Source organism: Streptococcus ruminicola (genome assembly GCF_011387195.1).
Taxonomy (GTDB): Bacteria; Bacillota; Bacilli; order Lactobacillales; family Streptococcaceae; genus Streptococcus; species Streptococcus ruminicola.
Window position 1 is genome coordinate 267,633 of the sequence record NZ_CP046919.1, and the last position, 22,246, is coordinate 289,878.

Consider the following 22,246-nt stretch of genomic DNA (forward strand, 5'->3'; position numbering starts at 1 on the left):
TTATAGCAGAAAATTCTTTATTTCAGTGAGACTCTTTGAAAATTTTTGATGAGAAATATAAAATTCTTCAGATAAAGCATCACTGATAATTTTTCCGTATGATTTTGTCAAAATTCGTGGGTCAAGCAAAAGCACAGCCGAACGTTGATTTTCACGTCTCATGGTTCTTCCGATAGCTTGTTTTAGTTTTAAAATAGCTAACGGCAAAGAATAATCATTGAAAGGCGATTTAGCTTGCGCTAGCAAATGATTACTGATTTTCTGAACGAATAAATCTTTTGGATTTTCAAAAGGTAAACGTGTAATGACCTCAATCATTTTATCGCATTGTACAAAATCCACGCCTTCCCAGAAAGCACCAGTCCCAAGTAAAATATGACTTTCTCCGCGTTCAAAACGACGTTTGACATTATAAGCTGTCCCGTTTTTCTCTTGTGTCAAATGATGAAGGTCCATCTCATCTAAAAGCTCTGAAACATCAAACATGGCTTTTTTAGAATTAAAGAGCACCAACATCTGTTCATCCAATTGCCTAATTTGATAAATTCGCTCAGCAATAGCCTTAGCATAAGCTTCATCAGAAATCTCAGCTACATTTGGCATCTCTTCATCAATCCAAATGCGTTGCGACGTTTGCTTGTCTCGCTCAATGCTCATGTAATGGTACTGCTCAAAACCAAGCAAATCTGCAAGACTAACCTGCGGACTAATGTGCAATGTCGCAGAAACCATGTAAGTCTTGCGTGTTTCTGGCAAGAATTCTTGGAAATTCAAGAGTTCATCACTACTTGCATTTAAGTAAGTCTGACGTTTTTCATTTTCAAAACTTGTCTCAAACCAAAAATCCGTAAATGGCTGTGCAAATAGGGATAACAAATCTTCCAAGCACAGATAACGCCACTCAGGATTAAGAGCAAGCAACTCTTTAGCAGCTTGTTCTACTCGGTGAGCATCTTCTGTTGTCACATAAATTTCTTGATTTTGATAAAAACGTGTGGCAAGATGACTCAATTGGAAAGAAAGACTCTCAATCAAACGTTTTTCAAGCGTTGGCAGGGCAGCATCCAAATGCTTTTCAATTTTTTGAACCAATTGCGTTACATTAACACGACGTCGTGAAAATTGTTCTAGGTTCAAAATCAATTTTTGCGCTTCATCAAATATCAAAATTTTCTTAGCCGCAAAAGCCTTATCATCTTGAACACGTTCTAAGAAATACGCATGATTAATAATTAAAAGCTTACTATGCTTAGCATTTTCATAAGTACGATTCCAAAAATCGACATCCTTATACAAGGATTTTTCACTCAGATTACCATCATGCTTAATCTGTTCAAAATAAGCCTCAAAACGCTGCTTCTGTCTGATTTCATCCAAATCTCCCGTTAAAGTTTCTGTTAACCAGACAAGCAATTGCATCTTATAACGATTAACTAGGCGATTGTCCCCTTCTCGGTGCAAGGTTTCCGCAAAAGAATCCAACTTAATATAGTTGCCGGGTCCTTTGATGGATTGGCAAGAAATGTTAAAGACTTCTTGAATCTTTTTAGCTTCATTAGCCATGATTTGGTCTTGTAAAATCTTTGTTGGCACTGAAACAATAATTTGCTCATCTTGTGCTAGCTGCAAAAGTGGCAAAAGATAGCCATAAGTTTTTCCGAGACCAGCCTGAGCTTCTAAGAATGAGATTTTTGAACTTTGAAAATCATCTTTAACCATTTGAGCAAATCGGCTCTGCTTCTCACGCGCATCCAAGCCTAGAAGTGCCATATTTAACTCAAAATCATCAGACAACTTACGTTCACTGCCAATGGCTTTAGCACGTCGTAAAATCAAGCCACCAACTTCTTGGTAGTCTTTTTTTGACATGACTTTCGCTTTTTTAAAGCTCTCCTCAACCAACATCCCCGTTTCAAATAAGAGATTATCAGAAAAAGGTAAGAGTTGTTCTAGCAATTCTTTTGGCAAACTCTCCATTTTTTCTTTTAGTTTTAACAATAGCTGAGCAGTCGCATAAGCATCGGAAATAGCCGTGTGCGCATCCGTCAAATCAAGTTGTAAAACATCTGCTAGGTGACCTAGCGTATATTTTTCAAGGGTCGGATAGAAAACTTGTGATAACTCAACCGTATCGACAAGCGGCGTACGTAGTTCGTATCCTTCTAAGAATAATTTTTCTGCTAAAAGATTGGCATCAAATTTCACATTGTGAGCCACAAATACACAGTCCGAAATCAAGTGATAAATTTCTTGAGCAACTTGTGAAAAATCTGGCGCTTTTGCCAATTGCTCATCTGTTATCCCTGTTAAATGAATAATGTGGTCAGTTAAGGTCTCGTGCGGATTAACATCCGTTTGATAGGTCTTCACAATCTGATCATTTTCAATAATGACAATGCCAACCTGAATAATTTCTGCCATTGCGTGGGCACCCGTTGCCTCCAAATCCACAACAGCATATTTTTGAGAATTAACTTGCATCATAACATTTAAATTATACCATTTTTAAAGCCCACATTCACCTAATCCCAAAAATAAGATAGCGAAAAAATTGCGTTTGGCAAAAGAGATTGTATGACTTTTAAAGACTTTTTTGATACACTTTTTTTATGAAGATTTTTAGATTATTAAACCACGTTGCACGTGAAAATACCTACTTATTGGTCAATGACCAAGCTATCATTGTTGTTGACCCTGGTAGCAATACAGATAAAATTAAAGAAAAAATTACGGCTATTGATAAACCCGTAGCTGCTATCTTAATCACACACGCTCATTATGACCATATTATGGGGCTTGATGTGATTCGTGATGCTTTTGGACAGCCTCCTGTTTATATCTCTGAAAAAGAAGCGTCTTGGCTTTATTCACCCAAAGATAATTTCTCAGGCTTAGACCGTCATGCTGACATGGATGATGTGATTTTAAAACCTGCCGAGCACCACTTTCAATATCAAGAAGATTATGTATTAGCTGGTTTTCGTTTTCAAGCACGTCAAACACCAGGACATTCATGGGGAAGTGTTTCGCTAGTTTTCCCTGATGATGGCCTTGTTATCACTGGTGATGCGCTCTTTCGTGAAACCATTGGACGAACTGATTTGCCAACTGGAAACGCAGAACAATTACTAAATAGTATCAAAACTGAACTCTTTAGTCTTCCAAATCACTTCACCGTATACCCTGGTCATGGTCGTGAAACGACTATTGCACATGAAAAGAATTTTAACCCGTATTTTAATACACTATGAAAAAACTTAAAAAATGTCTACTCTACTTTTTAGTTTGTTTAACAACTCTGCTTGTTCTAGGCCTTGGTTTTATTCGTTATAAAACCTACCAAGCGCATCAAAGTTCTATGGCAGCTGCTAAATCCGCTAAAATCACAAAGGACTATCTACTCTTTGAAAGTAAAGAAAGCGCAAAAGCAACTATTATCTTTTACCAAGGTGCTCTCGTTGAGGAAAAAGCCTACGCTAATTTAGCAAATGATTTAGCCGAATCAGGATATAATGTTTACATCTTGAAAACACCCCTAAATCTACCTGTGCTATCGAGTAAAAAAGCTTTAGCCGTCATCAAAGAAAAAAACTTAAAAAATGTCTACCTTGCTGGGCACTCACTAGGTGGCGTTGTTGCCTGCATGAACGCTGATGCAGCCAAAACAAACGTTACTGGTTTAATTCTTCTTGCAAGCTATCCAAGTGAGAAAACAGACTTATCAAAAGACAAGCTAAAAGTTCTCTCAATCACAGCTAGCAAAGATAAAATCCTTAAACGGGACCAGTATAACAAAGCTAAAAAGAGACTTCCGCAAGATACAAAATACGTCACTATCTCTGGAGGTAACCACAGCGAATTTGGAGATTATGGTCACCAAGCAAAAGACGGAAAAGCAAGCATTTCTCAAAAAGAACAAGAAAAAGAAATTGCTACAGCTATTACAAGCTTTATAAATTAAAACAACTTCTGAAAATCAGAAGTTGTTTTTCTATTAAATTTTAAGATAACGTCTCATTGAGATAACTGAACCAAGTGATCCGATAAGGATACCTACAACGAACATACCACCGATAATCATTGGAAGGAATGTATCCGCAGGATATAGAGTCAATCCTTGTACTTCAAATTGTGGATTTACTGATGCGTAAACAGCTTTATAGCCGAAGTAAATGATGATTGATGGAACAATCGCTCCAAGCAAACCAACCCAAGCACCTTCAAAGAAGAATGGGCCACGGATATAAGAGTTTTTCGCACCAACTAAACGCATGATTTCAATATCGCGGTGACGAGACATGATAGTCATACGAATTGTATTTGAAATCAAGAAAATAGCTACAACAACAAGAAGAACAGTACCAGCAGCTCCCCATGTACGGATAAATTTAGAAATCTTGAAGAGTTGATCTGAGTTTGAACCACCATAGTTAACTGATTCAACACCTTCAATTTTAGAAATTTTATTAGCTACTTTCTTAACTTTTGATGCTGATGTCGCTTCTACAACGTAAACATCTTGCAATGGATTTGAATCACCATCAAACATTGCCCAGTCATCACCATATGTTTCTTTCAATTTAGCTAATTGGTCATCTTTACTTGAGAAAGTAACTGATTTTACACCAGAAAGAGCGTTGATTTGGTCATAAACTTGGTGATAAGAATCATTTTGAACAGTTTCACCAACTTCATTTGTTTTTGTTTCTGAATTATCAGCAGAGTTGACATCCAAATAAACACTAATTTGAATATTATTTTCAATACCTTGAGCAATTTTTTCAACGTTCAAGAGAACAGCTGCAAAAATACCAACAAGTGTCAATGTAATCGCAACTGAGCTGACTGATGCGATGGTCATCCAGATGTTTCGTTTTAAACTTTTAATAGATTCCCATAAGTGGCGGAAAAAGTGTCTAATCATTATATCCGTATTCTCCTTCCTCTTCATCACGTACAATACGTCCTTCTTCAATTGCGATAACGCGATGGCGAAGGTTATCAACGATTTGTTTGTTGTGTGTTGCCATTAGAACGGTTGTTCCTTGAAGGTTGATACGTTCTAACAATTGCATGATTTCCCAAGAAATTTCTGGGTCAAGGTTACCAGTTGGTTCGTCAGCAATCAAAACTTTTGGATTGTTAACGATGGCACGCGCAATTGCCACACGTTGTTGTTCACCACCAGATAATTGGTCTGGGAATGAACGCATTTTGTGTTTAAGTCCAACAAGTTCAAGCACTTCTGGAACGCGTTTTTTGATTTCACGTGGCTTTTCACCAATTACTTGCATGGCATAAGCAACGTTTTCAAAAACAGTCTTCTTAGGAAGAAGTTTGTAGTCTTGGAAGACAACACCGATGCTACGACGCAAAATTGGGATTTGACGTTTTTTCATTTTTGTAAGGTTAAATTCCCCAACTTTAAGTGTTCCAGCAGAGACTTTTTCCTCGCGGTAAAGCAATTTAATGAAACTTGATTTACCAGCACCAGAAGGACCAACAATATAAACAAATTCACCTGGATTGACAGATACATTGATATCTCTCAAAGCAGTTGTTGAGCGGTGATACTTTTTAGTTACACCTTTCATTTCAATTAATGCCATTTGTATTTTCCTTTACGATTTTGTTATCCTAAAATTTTACTTTTGAATTAATCAATACGCCATTTCAAGAAAGCGTCGATGAAGCCATCAATGTCACCATCCATGACTTTATCAACTTGAGCAACTTCATACCCTGTACGGTGGTCTTTAACCATTGTATATGGAGTGAAGACGTATGAGCGGATTTGGCTTCCCCAAGTGATTTCTTTTTTATCACCCTTAAGAGCATCCACTTCTTGCGCTTTTTTCTCTTGTTCTAATTGATAAAGTTTTGCTTGCAACATTTTCATAGCGCGGTCACGGTTACCGTATTGTGTACGGTCAACAGTTGACGCAACAACGATTCCTGTTGGAATGTGGGTCAAACGAACACCAGTAGAAACCTTGTTGACGTTTTGTCCACCAGCACCACCTGAACGGAAAGTATCCATCTTGATATCATCATCACGAATTTCAACTTCAATCGTATCATCCAATTCTGGCATTACTTCGACAGAAGAGAATGATGTGTGACGACGTTTCGCCGAATCAAATGGTGAGATACGAACCAAACGGTGAACACCCATTTCTGATTTCAAAAGACCATATGCATTTGGTCCTTCAAAAGAAAGTGTCACTGACTTGATACCTGCTTCATCACCTGCTTGATAATCAAGGGTTTCAACTTTGAAACCTTTAGCATTTCCATAACGTGTATACATACGGAAAAGCATATCAGCCCAGTCTTGAGCTTCCGTACCACCAGAACCTGGGTGAATTTCCAAGATGGCGTTGTTACGATCATAAGGTTCTGACAAGAGAAGAGTCATTTCATAACTTGTCATGATTTTATCAAGTTTTTCAAGAGTTTCTTCTAACTCAGCTTGAATAGAATCATCTTCATCTAACATTTCTAAATAAAGTTCTGTTTCATCAGACAATTCTTGCATCTCGTTAAATGTTTCGTAAGTTTGTTTCAAACCATTCAATTCTTGAGATGTTTTCTGTGCTGCAATGTTGTCGTTCCAAAAATCTGGCTCAGTCATTTTGTTTTCAAGAAGCGCAATGTCTTCTTCCAAACGATCTAAGTCAAAGAGACCTCCTGAAGCTAGTCAACTTCTCTTGATTTTCTACTATTTTTTGGCGGATTTCAGCCACTTCCATGAGATAACTCCTTTATTAAGATATTAAGTTCGTTAAACGAGTATAACAAAAATAGGAATTTTGACGAAGAGCTCTTAAGCTCTAGGAAAAATTATCTTTTTGCACAACTCGTAGAACGTATTCAGTTAACATAAGATATTAAGTCCGTTAAGAAAGCAAGATGAAAATAGGAATTTTCACTCTGCTTTTAGACTTAATTAATCAAATCTATAATCAGTTTATCTTTACTTTTTGACGCTTTTATAGATTTCCTTACTGCCTTTTTATTTTATCATAAAGGCTGTAAAATTGCTATTGGCTACCATTAGCAGCCATTTTCTTTACCTAGCTTAGACTACTACTCCTAAAACAATTACTTTTCAATATGACAATACCTTTAAACTTCTTTTTCAATTACTTGCACAGCTTCGGTTAAACTATCAACTAAAAGGCTAGCTTGTGATTGATCAATGCCAAATACTTTATCGCGAATGGCAATCACTCGCACACCTGCAGCTACTCCAGCTTGAATTCCTTTTTGACTATCTTCAATAATAACAATATTACCTTTATCGAATCCTAATTTAGCACAAGCAGCATTGTAAATTGCAGGATTTGGTTTACCTTCTTTAAAATCATCACCTGTCAAAATGTAAGTAAAATATTCAATCAAACCACATTTTGTCAAAGCTCGTTCAACATCTTTTCGCACCGTGTTTGAAGCCAATGCTAAGACAAATCCTTTTGCCTTTAAATCAGCTAAAACTTTTTTAGCATCTGGAAAAACTAATTGACTATAATCTGGTCGATGAACATTCTTATAAGCAGTGTACTCTGCTTCCAAAGCTTTTGTATCATAGTCTGAAATCTTGTCGCCTAAGATTTTTTCCCAGAACTGATCCATACGTCCACCTACAAAAAATTTAGGTGGCAAATGTTTGATAGAAATACCTTTACTCCCTAAAAATGCCTCACGACGGTCAAAATAAAAATTTTCAGTGTTAAATAAAACACCATCCATATCAAATATAATTGCTTTAATCATGAAAGCCTCCCCAGAATATTCTACCATAAATTTTTCAAAGATTTTCAGAAAGCAAAAAAGCTAGGACAAATTGTCCTAGCTAATAATTAACCTAACTTAAATAGCTTTTTCATCTTGACCAAGAGCACGTTGAACAGCCTTAACAATTTCTGTCAAAACAACCATGAGCAAGCTTCCGATGATGACCGCTAACCATTGTGTCACACTCAAGTGTGAAACGTGGAATAATTGGTTAAATCCAGGTACTGCAATAGTAACCATCAATAGTAGGAAAGCTACTGGAATTGCCCAGTTAAAGGTTCTATTTCTGAAAGCTCCAACTGTAAAGATTGATTGGTAAACAGACTTAACGTTAAAGGCATGGAGCAATTGAATCAAACCAAGAGTTGCAAACGCCATTGTCAAAGCATCTTCGTGCATCATGCGGCTTGAAGCATGTTCTGGGAACATCAATGCCCATCCGTAAACACCTAAAACGAGTAAAGTTTGGAAAATACCTTGATAGATAATTGCGCCCATAACCCCACCATCAAAGAAGTTTGATTTACGTCCACGAGGTTTGTGAGTCATCACATCTGGTTCAGCTGGTTCAACACCAAGCGCAATCGCTGGTAGCGTATCTGTTACCAAGTTAATCCAAAGAAGGTGTACAGGTTGAAGAACATCCCAACCAAATAGTGTGGCAAAGAAGATTGTGAAGACTTCAGCCATGTTAGCTGAAAGAAGGTATTGAATTGATTTTTGGATATTAGAGAAGACCTTACGTCCTTCTTCAACAGCAACGATAATCGTTGCAAAGTTATCATCAGCAAGGACCATGTCAGAAGCTCCTTTAGAAACTTCTGTACCAGTAATCCCCATACCGATACCGATATCAGCTGTCTTAAGTGATGGCGCATCATTAACACCGTCACCAGTCATGGCAACAACTTTACCTTCATTTTGCCAAGCTTTAACGATACGGACTTTGTGTTCAGGAGACACACGTGCATAAACTGAATATTGTTTGAAGACTTTTTGGAATTCTTCGTCTGACAATTCATTAAGTTCAGCACCTGTGAAGACGTGGTCTTGACCGTCATCTTCAATGATACCAAGACGTTTAGCAATAGCTTCTGCTGTATCTTGGTGGTCACCAGTAATCATAATTGGACGAATACCAGCTTCCTTAGCGACAGCAACAGCCTTAGCTGCTTCAGGACGTTCTGGGTCAATCATTCCAACAAGACCTGAGAAAATCAAATCAGACTCAACAATTTCTGATTCAAGTGTTGGCACTTCAGAAACATATTTATAAGCCATCATCAAAACACGAAGAGCTTGTTTTGCAAGGTCTTTATTGACTTGCAAAATAGCTTTCTTCTCATCAGCTGTAATATCACGAACTTGACCATCTTCTTCGATGCGAGTCACACGTTTAAGCAATTGATCTGGTGCACCTTTAACAGCAACAAGGAATTTACCATCAGCTTCTTTGTGAATCGTTGACATTAATTTACGTTCAGAATCAAATGGCAACTCTGCCACACGTGGTTCTTTTTTAAGAACTTCACGAATATCAAAACTATGATCAAGACCAAATTGAACTAGTGCTGTTTCAGTTGGGTCTCCGATTAATTTTCCATTTGGATCGATTTTAGTATCATTTGCAAAGTTCATAACACGAAGTGTGTTATTGTCAGATGCAATCTCGCTTGCAGAGCTTTGCAATTTTCCGTTTGTGTAAACTTTTTCGACTGTCATTTGGTTCATTGTCAATGTACCAGTTTTATCTGATGCAATGATTTCTGTAGAACCAAGTGTTTCAACAGCTGGTAATTTACGAACAATTGAATTACGTTTAGCAAGTGTTGTTGTTCCCATTGACAAGACAATTGTCACAATGGCTGGAAGTCCTTCTGGGATAGCAGCCACGGCAAGTGCTACGGCAACCATCAAACCATTAAGTGGAGCTTCTCCTCGAACAAAAACACCGATAAGGAAAGTAACAGCAGCGATACCAACAATCAAGTATGTCAATACTTTAGACAATTGGTTCAAACTTTGTTTAAGTGGTGTATCTGTTTCATCAGCGTTGGCAAGCATATCAGCAATTTTACCAACTTCAGTGTACATACCTGTGTTAACAACGACACCAACACCTCGGCCGTAAGTAACATTTGAGTTTTGGTAAGCCATGTTTACACGGTCACCGATTCCTGCATCAGCAGGTACTTCAACTGACAAATCTTTTTCAACTGGAACTGATTCACCTGTAAGAGCAGCTTCTTCAATTTTCAATGATGCTGCTTCTAAAAGTCGCATGTCAGCTGGAACAACATCACCAGCTTCAAGCATGACAATATCACCAGGAACCAATTCACGTGAATCAATTTCCACTACATGACCATCACGACGGACACGCGCGATTTGACTTGACATATCTTTAAGAGCTTCAATCGCCGCTTCTGCTTGACCTTCTTGGTAAACACCAAATGCCGCATTCAAAATAACAACAGCAAGAATAATTAAAGCATCTGTTAATCCGTGCATTCCTTCTGTAATAACAGAAAGAGCCGCAGCGACCAACAAAATGATAATCATCAAATCTTTGAACTGATCGATGAACTTCGCAAACAAACCACGTTTTTCACCTTCATCAAGTTCATTGTGACCAAATTCGTCCAAGCGTTTTTGAGCTTCGGCTGTAGACAAACCATCACGTGATGACTTCAGAGTTTCCAATGTTTCATCTTTGCTCTGTGTATAAAACAGAGCTTTACTTTGTTCTTTAGACAAAATAACTTCCTCCTATGGTCTCCTCTATAGAAAAAGAGACCTGTTTTTTTAAAACAAGTCTCGCTGTTTAAGACAGGGCCGGAAATTTCTTTCGTAATGACGACCATGTCACGGGTTTTACCCGTCTGCTACTCCCTTGAATACAGAGTAATCATATCAATTTTAAAACCATTTGTCAACTAATCTTACAAGTAGCTAAAGCTTGATATATCAAGCTTTGGTTAGGCTTACAACCACTTGATTTCTAGCTGATAGTTTGCAAAAACATTATCCCCTTCAACTTGTTTTAGTTGATAGTGGATTTTAAGATTTTGCTCTTTGGTATCCAACTCATAAACACTGGTTTGTGTTTGTAAATGTTGCATACCAACTGGGGTTGGAATAGCAACTATAGCTGGCAGTTCGCGATGAAATCGCATGATTGATTTTGGCGTTGAAAAACGTGTCATAATCAACTCTTGGTCATTACACTTAAGCATAACCGTTTCTTTTTCTTCATTGGTATAGGTAAGATAGATATGACCATTTTTTTCGGTTAATTTAACTGGGTATGATTGCTCAACTAACTCAACTTGTCCATCTAAATCAATTTTATTCTTAATATGAAGTTTCATCTAAGTAAGCTTCTTCCTTTCTCTAAAATTATACCAATTCTTTCTTCGTAAAGCTAATAATAACGCTGTTTTATCGCTTAATTGCTGATGAACGAAGTAAACTAGTTCCAGTAAAAATAGCGATAAAAACAATCAATATTTTAAACTTATTGATATCTAGCTGACTGAGGAAAAAGGCAGCCGTCAAGACACCAAAAGAACCACCAATAATGATTCCTAGAACCCCTGGCCAATTCACGCGACCAGATTTGATAAATTCTGTCGTACTTGCTGACATGATAACTGCTGCGTCAAGCATCATCACTGGAAGTGCAATCGACGGATTAATCCCAAGCATTGAAAAGAAAATCAATTCTGGAGCATAGTTTCCTAATCCCATGGTCATCAAAATACCAATCGTAAAATTGAACACTATACCAACCAAAAGCCAAATGCCGTGAAGACCATGAACACCGTCACCCATTCCTGCACCAGGATTTGCAATCATGCGATAAACCATGATAAGCGCAGCAATAATCAACAGTGTTCCTAAAGCTCTTTGCACATGACGTGTGTCCCAGTTTTTCGTAAGACGTGTCCCGACAAGAGCTCCCACAAAAGAAGCCGTTGCCATCGCTAACAAGGTTGGCAATTCCACTTTCACAATCGTGATAAAGCAAAGTGCCTCAATCAAGACTGGAATGACGTGAGCAGTTGATAAGGTCGCAGGAATCTGTTTATCATCCTTGACTAATTTTGTTGCCTTAAAAAGCGCCGTACTAGTCGCAAACGTTCCAATTCCTAGCGTATCTAGTAAGTCTGTCAGATAGCCTATCCAAAGACCAGTCCAGAATCTTTCCTTTAAATTAATTTTATTTTTCTTGGCATGCAAGATAATATTTCCAAAAATCCAAATAATTAAGAAAACCAAAAAAATCTGGATTAAACGTAAGATAAGTTCATTTGTCATAGACTCCATTATAAGCAATTTTTTAACTTTCGTAAACAAGATTATTTCAAGAGTTAAACCCTTAGCATTTTTAGCTTTTTTGTTATAATGAAACTATGAATGAAAAAGTATTTCGTGACCCTGTTCACAATTATATAACCGTCAATCATCCGGTCATTTATGACCTTATCAATAGTAAAGAATTTCAGCGTCTACGTCGTGTCAAACAAGTCTCGACAACTGTTTTCACCTTTCATGGCGCTGAGCACAGTCGTTTTTCACACTGCTTAGGCGTTTATGAAATTGCTAGACGAGTAACTGAGATTTTTGATGCCAAATTTCCAGAGATTTGGGATTCTAATGAAAATCTTTTAACCATGGTAGCAGCCCTCTTACACGATGTGGGGCATGGTGCTTATTCACACACTTTTGAAAAGCTTTTCGATACTGACCACGAAGCTATTACTCAAGAAATTATCACTAGTCCTGACACAGAAGTTAATGCGATTTTACGCCGAGTATCCCCAGATTTTCCTGAAAAAGTGGCAAGTGTCATCAGCCACACTTACCACAACAAGCAAGTGGTGCAACTCATCTCTAGCCAGATTGACTGCGACCGAATGGATTACCTTTTGCGCGACTCCTACTACAGTGGAGCAAGATATGGTCAATTTGATTTGACACGCATCTTGCGTGTTATTCGTCCAACAGCTGACGGCATTGTCTTTGAATATAACGGCATGCACGCTGTCGAAGACTACATTGTCAGTCGATTTCAAATGTACATGCAAGTCTATTTCCACCCCGCTAGCCGAGCTATGGAAGTCTTGCTGCAAAATCTCTTAAAACGTGCTAAATACCTTTATCACATTGATAGCCACTTCTTTGAAAAAACGTCACCAAATCTCATCCCATTTTTAGCTAATCAAGCTAGTCTAGCCGATTATTTATCGCTAGATGATGGTGTGATGAACACTTATTTTCAAGCTTGGATGACTGCTGAAGATGACATTCTAGCAGATTTAGCCAGCCGTTTTGTTAACCGTAAGGTTTTCAAATCCGTAACTTTCGAAGAAGAATCTCGTAAGGACCTCAGTCATTTAGTTGAATTGGTAAAATCTGTTGGTTTTGACCCAGACTATTACACTGGTATTCATGTTAACTTTGACCTTCCTTATGACATTTACCGCCCTGAAAAGAAAGAGCCACGTACTGAGATTAATATGATTCAAAAAGATGGCTCAGTTGTTGAGCTCTCAACCATCTCACCGATTGTAAAGACTTTGACAGGAACAATTTATGGCGATAGACGCTTCTACTTTCCAAAAGAAATGCTCAGCGATGATGACTTATTTGCTCATACCAAAAAAGAATTTATGAGCTATATCTCAAATGATCATTTTGTCTCACCCAATTAAGAAGTTAGAGATGAAACTGATGACAAATTGTCTAGGTTTCACCTAGCTTCTTTTCTTTTTTTAAAATGAAAACGGTACCTCTTAGAATTCCTTGTGTTCCCCATGACAAATAAGCCACTTTTTAGTAAGATATATAGGTAGAGATTCTTTAGGAGGGGTAAATTAACCTTATGTCTATTAAATTAGTCGCTGTCGATATCGACGGCACACTCTTAACCAACGACCGTAAAGTCACGCCTGAAGTTTTCGAGGCTGTTCAAGAAGCTAAAAAACAAGGTGTTAAGGTCATTATCGCAACTGGACGTCCTATCCCAGGTGTTCAGCCACTTCTTAACGAATTAAATCTAAGAGAAGAAGGCGATTATGTTATTACCTTCAATGGTGGACTAGTCCAAGATACGTCAACCGGTGAAAACATCATCACGGAAACCATGACTTACGAAGACTATCTTGATATTGAATTCCTTAGCCGTAAATTGGATGTTCACATGCATGCAATCACGAAAAAAGGTATTTATACGGCTAACCGCAACATTGGAAAATACACGGTTCACGAATCAAGTTTGGTTAATATGCCAATTTTTTACCGCACTCCAGAAGAAATGGGCGATAAAGAAATTATTAAAATGATGTACATCGATGAACCTGAAGTTCTTGATGCTGCCATCGAAAAAATTCCACAAGAATTCTTCGATAAATACACGATTGTTAAATCAACACCATTTTACCTAGAATTCATGAACAAAAAAGCTAGCAAAGGAAATGCCATCAAGCACCTTGCTGAAAAAATGGGGCTTACTGCTGAACAAACTATGGCTATCGGTGATGCCGAAAATGACCGTGCCATGCTAGAAGCGGTTGGAAACCCAGTTGTTATGGAAAATGGTACACCAGAACTTAAAGAAATCGCTAAATATATTACAAAATCAAACGAAGAAAGTGGCGTTGCACACGCCCTTAGAGAGTGGGTCTTAAAATAATGTATAGCTATAAAATCGGTATCTCAGCTGAAGAACACGATAATTTTGCAAAATCAAGCAATCAAACAAACCTTTTACAATCATCAAATTGGGAAAAAGTTAAAGACAATTGGGACAACGAACGTATTGGTTTTTACAAGGATGACCAATTAGTTGCTTCTGCTTCTATCCTAATCAAAGCATTGCCACTTGGCTTCACTATGCTTTACATCCCACGTGGACCAATTATGGATTACAGTGACAAAGAACTCGTCACATTTGTCATCAAATCACTTAAAAAATACGGTAAAACAAAACATGCCCTTTTCATCAAAATGGACCCAGCTTTGTTGCTTAAACAATACAAAATCGGTGAAGAAGTTGATGAAAATAAAGACACACTTCTTGCTATCGACAACTTAAAAGCTGCTGGTTGTGAATGGACTGGACGCACAACAACTATTGCTGAAAGCATCCAACCTCGTTTCCAAGCCAATGTCTACACACAAGAAGACATGACATCAACTTTCCCTAAACACACAAAACGTTTGATGAAAGACGCCGTTCACCGTGGTGTTATCACTACACGTGGTACAATCGATGACGTGAAAGCTTTTGCTGATGTCGTTGCCCTTACAGAAAACCGCAAAGGTGTTGCTCTTCGTAACGAAGATTATTTCCGTAAAATGATGGAAATTTACGGTGATGATGCTTACCTACACTTGGCAAAAGTTAACCTACCAAAACGTTTGGCTGAATACAAAGAACAATTAGCTCAAATCGAAAAAGACTTGGCTGAAACAGCTGAACACCAAAAGAAACGTTTGACAAAACTCACTCAACAAAAAAATTCTGTTACAAAATACATCAAAGAATTTGAAGAATTCGTTGAAAAATACCCTGATGAATTAATCATCGCAGGTATCTTATCAGTTTCATTCGGTAACGTTATGGAAATGCTTTACGCTGGTATGAACGACGAGTTCAAGAAATTCTATCCTCAATACTCACTTTATCCAAAAGTATTTGAAGATGCTTATGCTGATGGCATCATCTGGGCAAATATGGGTGGTGTTGAAGGAACACTCGATGACGGTTTGACTAAATTCAAATCAAACTTCAATCCAACAATTGAAGAATTCATCGGTGAATTTAACATTCCAGTAAATGGTTTGCTTTACAAACTATCAAACTTGGCTTATAACATTCGCAAACAAAGGAGAAATAGCCATTAATGTCTCTTGAGATTATCAATAAAAAAGTTTTTGAGACTTTTTGCAATACCGTCAACTACAAATCTTTCATGCAATCTGTCGAAATGGCAGATTTGCTTGAAAAACGTGGCTACCAAGTCACTTTTCTTGGGTTAAAAGAAGCTGATGAACTCCAAGTTGCTGGTGTCCTTTACACTATACCAGTAGCTGGCGGACTTCATATGGAAATCAATTCTGGTCCTGCTTCTCGTGATCAGTCTTACCTAAAAGACTTTTACCAAGGCCTTCAAAGCTACGCCAAAGAAAATGGTGCCATCGAATTATTGGTTAAACCATTTGATACCTATCAACACTTTGACACCAACGGTGAACCAACTGATGATGAAAGAACCAACTTGATTGAAGATTTCACATCACTAGGCTATCAACACGACGGGCTTTTGACTGGTTACCCTGGAGGAGAACCTGATTGGCATTACGTCAAAGATTTGACTGATTTGGATGAAAAATCCTTACTAAAATCATTTAGCAAAAAAGGTCGTCCACTTGTTAAGAAAGCTAAAACATTTGGAATTACTCTTCGAAAACTTGATCGTAGCGAACTTCCACTCTTCAAAGAAATCACTTCTGCAACATCTAACCGAAGAGACTATGTCGATAAGTCACTAGACTACTATCAAGATTTCTATGATTGCTTTGGAGATGCTTGTGAATTTATGGTAGCAAGCCTTAATTTCCAAGATTACCTCAAACATCTCGAAAGCGACCAAGCTAAACTCGAAAAACGAATCGAGAAACTTCGCACAGCTATTGAAAATAATAATGCTTCTGAAAAGAAACAAAATCAGTTGCGTGAATTATCAAGCCAATCAGCAACCTTTGATACACGTATTGCAGAAGCCAAAACATTCATTGAAAAATATGGCTCACAAAACGTTATCTTAGCGGGTAGCCTCTTCGTTTATACCAAACAAGAAGCTGTCTACCTCTTCTCTGGTTCTTACCCTGAGTTCAATAAATTCTACGCACCAGCTCTTCTTCAAGAACACGTCATGCTAGAGGCGATTAAGCGCGGTATTACAACCTACAATCTTCTAGGTATCACAGGAGAATTTGATGGATCTGACGGCGTTCTACGCTTTAAACAGAACTATAACGGCTACATTACCCGTAAAATGGGGACTTTCCGCTATTACCCTCATCCACTCAAATACAAACTTATTCATAATCTCAAAAAATTACTTAGACGTTATTAATTAAAAAGCTTTGGAAATTTATTCCAAAGCTTTTTTTCATGCAAAAAAAAACTACTTGCCAAAAGCAAGTAGCCTTATAACTTCAATGATTCTTGATTATTTTACAAAGTCAAGAAGAGCAAGGAAGCTTTCTGGTTGAAGTGATGCACCACCAACAAGGGCACCATCAACGTCTGGGCAAGCCATGTAAGCTGCAACGTTTTCAGGTTTAACTGAACCACCGTATTGAACGCGAACTTTGTCAGCTACTGCTTGACCGAAGTCTGCTGCAACTGTGTCACGAACAACTTTACACATTTTTTGTGCGTCGTCTTGGCTAGCTGATTTACCAGTACCGATAGCCCAGATTGGTTCGTATGCAATAACAAGTGAAGAAACTTGTTCTTCTGACAATCCAGCAAGAGCAGCTGAAACTTGTCCACCTACGAATTCAGCAGCTTTACCAGCTTCGTAAGTTTCAAGAGTTTCACCACAGCAGATGATTGGAAGCATACCGTTAGCGAAGATTGCTTTAGCTTTTTTGTTGATATCTTCGTCAGTTTCGTGGAAGTATTCACGACGTTCTGAGTGACCGATTACAACGTAGTCAGTTCCCATTTCAGACAATACTTTAGGGCTGTTTTCACCAGTGAAAGCACCAGCGTTTTCAAAGTAGCAGTTTTCAGCAGCAACTTTAAGGTTTGAACCTTTAGCTGCAGCAAGAACTGTTGAAAGGTCAAGTGCAGGAGCTGCAATACCAGCTTCAACAAGTTCTGATGAAGGCAATTTAGAAGCTACTGCTTCAACGAATGCTTTAGCTTCTTCTGGATTTTTGTTCATTTTCCAGTTACCAGCGATAAATGGTTTACGTGACATTTCACATACCTCTTCTATTTTTATTTACCCCCTTATTTTATCATATTTTCAGCATCTTTTAAAGGTTAGAGGGAATTTTTAGGCACAAACATCGAATAAAATCATAAAAAAAGAGCCCCTTACGGGGCCCTTTTTCACAATTACTATCTGACTAATAATTGTTATCTGGGAACTTAATTAATTAACTAAAATTAAGCTTCGATTTCTGAAACGATACCTGAACCAACAGTACGTCCACCTTCACGGATTGAGAATGTAGTACCTTGTTCAACGGCGATTGGGTGAATCAATTCAACGTCGATAGTAACGTTATCACCAGGCATTACCATTTCAGTACCTGCTGGAAGTTCGATTGAACCTGTAACGTCAGTTGTACGGAAGTAGAATTGAGGACGGTAGTTGTTGAAGAATGGAGTGTGACGTCCACCTTCTTCTTTAGTAAGGATGTAAACTTCACCTTTGAATTTAGTGTGTGGGTGGATTGAACCTGGTTTAGCAAGAACTTGACCACGTTCGATTTCATCACGTTGGATACCACGAAGAAGAACACCAACGTTATCCCCTGCGATACCTTCATCAAGTTGTTTACGGAACATTTCAACACCAGTAACAACAGCTTTTTGGATGTCGTCACGGATACCAACGATTTCAACTTCGTCGTTGACTTTAACAGTACCACGGTCGATACGTCCTGATGCTACAGTACCACGACCAGTGATTGAGAATACGTCTTCGACTGGAAGAAGCAATGGTTTGTCAGTATCACGTTTTGGTTCTGGAATGTATTCATCTACAGTGTTCATCAATTCCATGATGATGTCTTCGTAGTGAGTGTCACCTTCAAGGGCTTTAAGAGCTGAACCTTGGATTACAGGGATTTCATCACCTGGGAAATCGTATTCTGAAAGAAGGTCACGGATTTCCATTTCAACCAATTCAAGCAATTCTTCGTCATCAACAAGGTCAACTTTGTTCATGAAGACGATAAGGTGTTTAACACCAACTTGACGTGAAAGAAGGATGTGTTCACGTGTTTGTGGCATTGGACCATCTGTAGAAGCTACTACAAGGATAGCACCATCCATTTGGGCAGCACCAGTGATCATGTTTTTAACGTAGTCTGCGTGTCCTGGAGCGTCGATGTGAGCATAGTGACGTTTTTCAGTTTCGTACTCAACGTGTGCAGTGTTGATTGTGATACCGCGTTCGCGTTCTTCAGGAGCAGCATCGATTGAAGCGTAGTCTTTTGGTGTGTTAACTGCGCTTGGAAGACGACGAGCAAGAACTGTTGTAATTGCAGCTGTCAAAGTAGTTTTACCATGGTCAACGTGTCCAATTGTACCAATGTTAACGTGTGGTTTACTACGATCGTATTTTTCTTTTGCCATTTGGGTAAAAGCCTCCAATAAAATATATTTTATAGATAGACAGTAGGCAATACAGTCTAACTTTACCTTACTATTTTAACAAATTATGCAAGAATTGCAAGTATTTTACTGCTTAATTTAAGATTTCTTCATTTCGTAAGGGTGTGATATGGCTGAATCATGACACTTTGACCAATATTCGAAGCGTAAATCCAATCTTTATTTTCAAGTTGTGCAAAGCTTTCAGCACGCCCTGTTATAATAACACCAGAAAATTTTGCACTACTAAAATCCTTGTTGTTACTTAAATAATCTTCGACCTCTTCTTTTGAATCTATTTTTACTGTCTCACCATTTTGATATGTTGTTTCTCCCTTGTCATTTATATAACCTTTATTAAGAGCAGTTTTTAAATTTGAACTAAATTGTAAAAAATCTTTTTCAGTCAATTTTCCATCGTCATAACTTTTTAAACCATATTGTGTATCAGGTGTTAGAGTCGCAGTATCACTTTTACCACTACTTCCAATCCAATACCAATTAATCAATAAGTTATCTGGAATCTTCTTTTGAATTTCTTGATAAGTATAACCTCTATCAAAAGTAACCGCTACCTCAACAGCTTGCTTGTTCATTTCTTTAATTATACTAATATCTTTAGTTACTTGAAATGTATCTTCATTACTATAATCATGATTAATATTGAAAAACATTGGGTTTTTGTAATGATTAATATGGGTATAAGAAGCAGTTTTATTACCAGTCTGCCAAACAGCACTATCCTCTAAATCAGCGATACGCAATGAGTAATTTGCATTCATGCTTTCATATGGTACCTCAATGCCATCAATAGTTTTAAAACGATCTGAATGAAACTGTCCAGAATAATTTGATGTCGGTGTAAAATACCAATTAGTATAAGAAATATTTGGATAAGCAATTTCTGACATCAATAAATAGTGCTCTTTTACCTTATTACCATTATGGCTAGTCACCTCTGTCATAATTTTCATAATTAGTCCTAAACTGAATAAGGCTACTATAGAACTAATAAAAATTGTTTTTACTCTATTTCGACGTTTACTTTTTCGAGCAATTTTTTCAAAATCACTTAAATTCTTCATAAGTGTATCCCTCTTTTTCCAATATTTTCTTCAATTTTTGACGACCTCTCATCAAATCAATTTTCACTTTACTAATAGAAACTCCTATCACCTGACTAATTTCTTTTACAGAAAAGTTCTGAAAATAAAATAAATCAATTGTTATGCGATACTTTTCTTCTAGTAATAAAATAGCTTGATAGAGTGGCTCATAATCCGGTGAATCAAATACAATAAGATTCTCTTCTTTAAAAAATTCTTTCTGTAGGATTTCCCAATACTTTTTATCACGTCGATAGCGGTCAATATAAAGCCTAACCGCTACACGGTACATCCATGCCCTCATTTTCTCGAAAGGAAGTATAATCTCACTTTCTAGCATCTTTACAAGAACATCTTGAGTAATATCGTGTGCACTTTCAGCACTGGCACCAGATTTTTGTAAATAATACGCAATTTCTTGTGCAAATTTCAATAATTCAACTTCATAACCATCCAGTTTAATCCTATTCACCTTCCTTTCCCTTCGAATCTCATTTTTGATATAACGCTTGAAAATCAAAATACCTAGCTAAATTTTTTCTTTTCACTATTATAACGTTAAAAAAATGGTTTGGTTACAAAAAAATCTCCTAATTTCTTAGGAGATTTCTATTATTAATAAAAACTATCTAAATCAATAACGTTATCTTCTTCTTGAATTTGGGTAAGTCGTTGCTTGGCTTGTAATTCTGCTTCTGCTTCGCGGTAAATTTCTTCACGTTTTTCATTAGCATCGATATTTAAAACAAAACCAATTGCTACTGACAAGACCAAAACACTATTTCCTCCCTGTGATAGGAACGGGAAAGTAACCCCTGTAGATGGAATCAATCCTGAAATACCACCAATATTAACGAAGGTTTGCATTAGAATCATTCCTCCAGTCCCAAGAGCAATCATTGAGTTAAATGGATTCTTAGCCTTGATTCCGACATGCATGATGCGCAAGATTAGGAAAAATAGCAGAGCTAGGATGAGGCTTGCTCCAATCATACCAAGTTCTTCCATCACAACTGGGAAAACAAAGTCTGTAGTTGCTTCTGGAAGATAGCCACCTTTTTCAATGGAATTTCCAAGACCACGTCCAAACCAGCCACCATTACTCATCGCATAGTATGAATGCGCCAATTGGTGTCCTGAGTCAGACAAATCTTTAAATGGGTTATAAAAAGCGCTGAAGCGCTTAGCAACATAACCAAAGACTGGAACTTTACCCATCTTATCAACCCCGACAATAGCAATTATCCCAAGAAAGACTGTTGAGAAAGCTGTAATAGTAGCCAGAATGGCTGAAAACCAGCGATAGCCAACACCACTGACAGAATACATAATCAAACCAGTCAAAACGACAATAGCTGCATTTCCAAGGTCAGGCTGCGCTGCAACCAAAAGAACCATAACTAATGAATACACGCGCCAGTCTTTCAAATCACTAAGCTTGGTTGGCCACCATTTACGCTTAGTCAAAGCCTGATAGTCATATGTCGAAATCAATTCTTGACGTCTTGCAAAAGTAAAGGCTAAGAACCAAACAATGATGATTTTCAAATACTCAGCAGGTTGGAAACTAATAGGACCAATGACAATCCAACCATGGGCACCATTGACGGTCTTAGTGAAGAAACGTGCAATCAACAAGAGTACTACTTCTACCATCATGGTCATTGTCAAAACACGAGAGTTTTTTAAAAAGTTTAATTTCAACTTATATATAAAACCAATTGCAAACAGACTAATTATCCAAAAAACACCTTGGTTCAGCACTGACGCAAATGGGTTCACTCCATACTGAACCAGCGTCGCACTAGTGGTTGAGTAAACAACAATCAGTCCAATTACTGAAAGGATTAAATAAGGCACTAGGATGGAATAATTTAGGAGATGCCTTTTATCAATTTTCATAGAGTCACCTATAATATCTTCGAATTTATCATAT

The 22,246-nt window shown here is 37.6% G+C and carries 19 protein-coding genes; 6 read left to right on the top strand and 13 right to left on the bottom strand.

From position 1 onward, the window contains the following. Nucleotides 1-2,484 carry a bifunctional DnaQ family exonuclease/ATP-dependent helicase gene (locus GPZ88_RS01475; RefSeq protein WP_166043116.1) on the bottom strand — a complete coding sequence of 828 codons (2,484 nt, stop codon included), beginning with the start codon at nt 2,482-2,484 and terminating at the stop codon, nt 1-3. 125 nt (nt 2,485-2,609) lie between these two features. On the opposite strand from GPZ88_RS01475, the gene GPZ88_RS01480 reads away from it, so the two are divergent. Together GPZ88_RS01480 and GPZ88_RS01485 are read left to right on the top strand one after the other, a co-directional pair. Continuing rightward, nucleotides 2,610-3,251 (top strand): MBL fold metallo-hydrolase, encoded by a 642-nt coding sequence (locus GPZ88_RS01480; protein ID WP_039696557.1) that lies wholly within the window; start codon nt 2,610-2,612, stop codon nt 3,249-3,251. Further along, complete coding sequence (locus GPZ88_RS01485; RefSeq protein ID WP_166043118.1) at nt 3,248-3,961, top strand: alpha/beta hydrolase; 714 nt, start codon at nt 3,248-3,250, stop codon at nt 3,959-3,961. Before GPZ88_RS01480 ends, GPZ88_RS01485 begins: the two co-directional genes overlap by 4 nt. A gap of 33 nt (nt 3,962-3,994) precedes the next feature. On the opposite strand, the gene ftsX is transcribed toward GPZ88_RS01485, so the two are convergent. From ftsX to GPZ88_RS01520, 7 genes are all read right to left on the bottom strand, one after another. Next, on the bottom strand, nt 3,995-4,924 hold the full coding sequence (ftsX, locus tag GPZ88_RS01490; RefSeq protein WP_166043120.1) for a permease-like cell division protein FtsX: 930 nt from the start codon (nt 4,922-4,924) through the stop codon (nt 3,995-3,997). Continuing rightward, complete coding sequence (gene ftsE, locus GPZ88_RS01495; protein ID WP_074481476.1) at nt 4,917-5,609, bottom strand: cell division ATP-binding protein FtsE; 693 nt, start codon at nt 5,607-5,609, stop codon at nt 4,917-4,919. Before ftsE ends, ftsX begins: the two co-directional genes overlap by 8 nt. A 47-nt stretch (nt 5,610-5,656) precedes the next feature. Next, a protein-coding gene (gene prfB, locus GPZ88_RS01500) for a peptide chain release factor 2 (RefSeq protein WP_142349661.1) occupies nt 5,657-6,752 on the bottom strand; the annotation gives its coding sequence in 2 pieces (ribosomal slippage) (nt 5,657-6,679 and nt 6,681-6,752; 1,095 coding nt in all). A 376-nt stretch (nt 6,753-7,128) separates the two neighbouring features. After that, on the bottom strand, nt 7,129-7,776 hold the full coding sequence (locus GPZ88_RS01505; protein WP_074481474.1) for an HAD family hydrolase: 648 nt from the start codon (nt 7,774-7,776) through the stop codon (nt 7,129-7,131). A gap of 96 nt (nt 7,777-7,872) precedes the next feature. Next, nucleotides 7,873-10,554 (bottom strand): cation-translocating P-type ATPase, encoded by a 2,682-nt coding sequence (locus tag GPZ88_RS01510; protein WP_166043122.1) that lies wholly within the window; start codon nt 10,552-10,554, stop codon nt 7,873-7,875. Nucleotides 10,555-10,781: 227 nt separating this feature from the next. After that, nucleotides 10,782-11,168 carry a YwiB family protein gene (locus GPZ88_RS01515; RefSeq protein WP_074560664.1) on the bottom strand — a complete coding sequence of 129 codons (387 nt, stop codon included), beginning with the start codon at nt 11,166-11,168 and terminating at the stop codon, nt 10,782-10,784. A gap of 70 nt (nt 11,169-11,238) precedes the next feature. Then, nucleotides 11,239-12,117 carry a sulfite exporter TauE/SafE family protein gene (locus GPZ88_RS01520; RefSeq protein ID WP_158914247.1) on the bottom strand — a complete coding sequence of 293 codons (879 nt, stop codon included), beginning with the start codon at nt 12,115-12,117 and terminating at the stop codon, nt 11,239-11,241. A gap of 95 nt (nt 12,118-12,212) precedes the next feature. Here GPZ88_RS01520 and GPZ88_RS01525 point away from each other — a divergent pair, with 95 nt between their 5' ends. From GPZ88_RS01525 to GPZ88_RS01540, 4 genes are all read left to right on the top strand, one after another. After that, a complete protein-coding gene (locus GPZ88_RS01525; protein WP_166043124.1) occupies nt 12,213-13,514 on the top strand; it encodes an HD domain-containing protein in 1,302 nt (433 codons plus the stop codon). Nucleotides 13,515-13,684: 170 nt separating this feature from the next. Beyond that, nucleotides 13,685-14,494 carry a sugar-phosphatase gene (gene yidA / locus GPZ88_RS01530; RefSeq protein ID WP_074564106.1) on the top strand — a complete coding sequence of 270 codons (810 nt, stop codon included), beginning with the start codon at nt 13,685-13,687 and terminating at the stop codon, nt 14,492-14,494. Then, nucleotides 14,494-15,708, top strand: a complete 1,215-nt coding sequence (locus GPZ88_RS01535) for an aminoacyltransferase (RefSeq protein WP_166043126.1) — start codon at nt 14,494-14,496, stop codon at nt 15,706-15,708. Before yidA ends, GPZ88_RS01535 begins: the two co-directional genes overlap by 1 nt. After that, nucleotides 15,708-16,943, top strand: coding sequence for an aminoacyltransferase (locus GPZ88_RS01540; protein WP_166043128.1), 1,236 nt, complete (start codon nt 15,708-15,710; stop codon nt 16,941-16,943). Before GPZ88_RS01535 ends, GPZ88_RS01540 begins: the two co-directional genes overlap by 1 nt. Nucleotides 16,944-17,039: 96 nt before the next feature. On the opposite strand, the gene tpiA is transcribed toward GPZ88_RS01540, so the two are convergent. From tpiA to ftsW, 5 genes are all read right to left on the bottom strand, one after another. Then, the gene (gene tpiA, locus GPZ88_RS01545) at nt 17,040-17,798 is read right to left on the bottom strand and encodes a triose-phosphate isomerase (protein ID WP_009854602.1); all 759 of its coding nucleotides are present in this window, start codon (nt 17,796-17,798) and stop codon (nt 17,040-17,042) included. Nucleotides 17,799-17,989: 191 nt separating this feature from the next. Next, nucleotides 17,990-19,186, bottom strand: coding sequence for an elongation factor Tu (tuf, locus tag GPZ88_RS01550; RefSeq protein WP_021142772.1), 1,197 nt, complete (start codon nt 19,184-19,186; stop codon nt 17,990-17,992). Nucleotides 19,187-19,314: 128 nt separating this feature from the next. Next, entirely contained in the window at nt 19,315-20,289 is a 975-nt protein-coding gene (locus tag GPZ88_RS01555; RefSeq protein WP_166043130.1) for an anti sigma factor C-terminal domain-containing protein, read from the bottom strand. Then, nucleotides 20,273-20,782, bottom strand: coding sequence for an RNA polymerase sigma factor (locus tag GPZ88_RS01560; protein ID WP_166043131.1), 510 nt, complete (start codon nt 20,780-20,782; stop codon nt 20,273-20,275). Before GPZ88_RS01560 ends, GPZ88_RS01555 begins: the two co-directional genes overlap by 17 nt. Nucleotides 20,783-20,925: 143 nt before the next feature. Beyond that, nucleotides 20,926-22,212, bottom strand: coding sequence for a cell division peptidoglycan polymerase FtsW (ftsW, locus tag GPZ88_RS01565; protein ID WP_166043133.1), 1,287 nt, complete (start codon nt 22,210-22,212; stop codon nt 20,926-20,928). Nucleotides 22,213-22,246 lie beyond the last annotated feature (34 nt).

Bases quoted from the DNA above. Each gene is read 5' to 3' on its own strand.
- GPZ88_RS01535 (WP_166043126.1), top strand. From the start codon at position 14,494: ATGTATAGCTATAAAATCGGTATCTCAGCTGAAGAACACGATAATTTT.
- GPZ88_RS01520 (WP_158914247.1), bottom strand. From the start codon at position 12,117: ATGACAAATGAACTTATCTTACGTTTAATCCAGATTTTTTTGGTTTTC.
- ftsX (WP_166043120.1), bottom strand. From the start codon at position 4,924: ATGATTAGACACTTTTTCCGCCACTTATGGGAATCTATTAAAAGTTTA.
- ftsW (WP_166043133.1), bottom strand. From the start codon at position 22,212: ATGAAAATTGATAAAAGGCATCTCCTAAATTATTCCATCCTAGTGCCT.
- GPZ88_RS01485 (WP_166043118.1), top strand. From the start codon at position 3,248: ATGAAAAAACTTAAAAAATGTCTACTCTACTTTTTAGTTTGTTTAACA.
- tuf (WP_021142772.1), bottom strand. From the start codon at position 19,186: ATGGCAAAAGAAAAATACGATCGTAGTAAACCACACGTTAACATTGGT.
- GPZ88_RS01540 (WP_166043128.1), top strand. From the start codon at position 15,708: ATGTCTCTTGAGATTATCAATAAAAAAGTTTTTGAGACTTTTTGCAAT.
- ftsE (WP_074481476.1), bottom strand. From the start codon at position 5,609: ATGGCATTAATTGAAATGAAAGGTGTAACTAAAAAGTATCACCGCTCA.
- GPZ88_RS01515 (WP_074560664.1), bottom strand. From the start codon at position 11,168: ATGAAACTTCATATTAAGAATAAAATTGATTTAGATGGACAAGTTGAG.
- yidA (WP_074564106.1), top strand. From the start codon at position 13,685: ATGTCTATTAAATTAGTCGCTGTCGATATCGACGGCACACTCTTAACC.
- GPZ88_RS01555 (WP_166043130.1), bottom strand. From the start codon at position 20,289: ATGAAGAATTTAAGTGATTTTGAAAAAATTGCTCGAAAAAGTAAACGT.
- tpiA (WP_009854602.1), bottom strand. From the start codon at position 17,798: ATGTCACGTAAACCATTTATCGCTGGTAACTGGAAAATGAACAAAAAT.
- GPZ88_RS01480 (WP_039696557.1), top strand. From the start codon at position 2,610: ATGAAGATTTTTAGATTATTAAACCACGTTGCACGTGAAAATACCTAC.
- GPZ88_RS01505 (WP_074481474.1), bottom strand. From the start codon at position 7,776: ATGATTAAAGCAATTATATTTGATATGGATGGTGTTTTATTTAACACT.
- GPZ88_RS01525 (WP_166043124.1), top strand. From the start codon at position 12,213: ATGAATGAAAAAGTATTTCGTGACCCTGTTCACAATTATATAACCGTC.
- GPZ88_RS01475 (WP_166043116.1), bottom strand. From the start codon at position 2,484: ATGATGCAAGTTAATTCTCAAAAATATGCTGTTGTGGATTTGGAGGCA.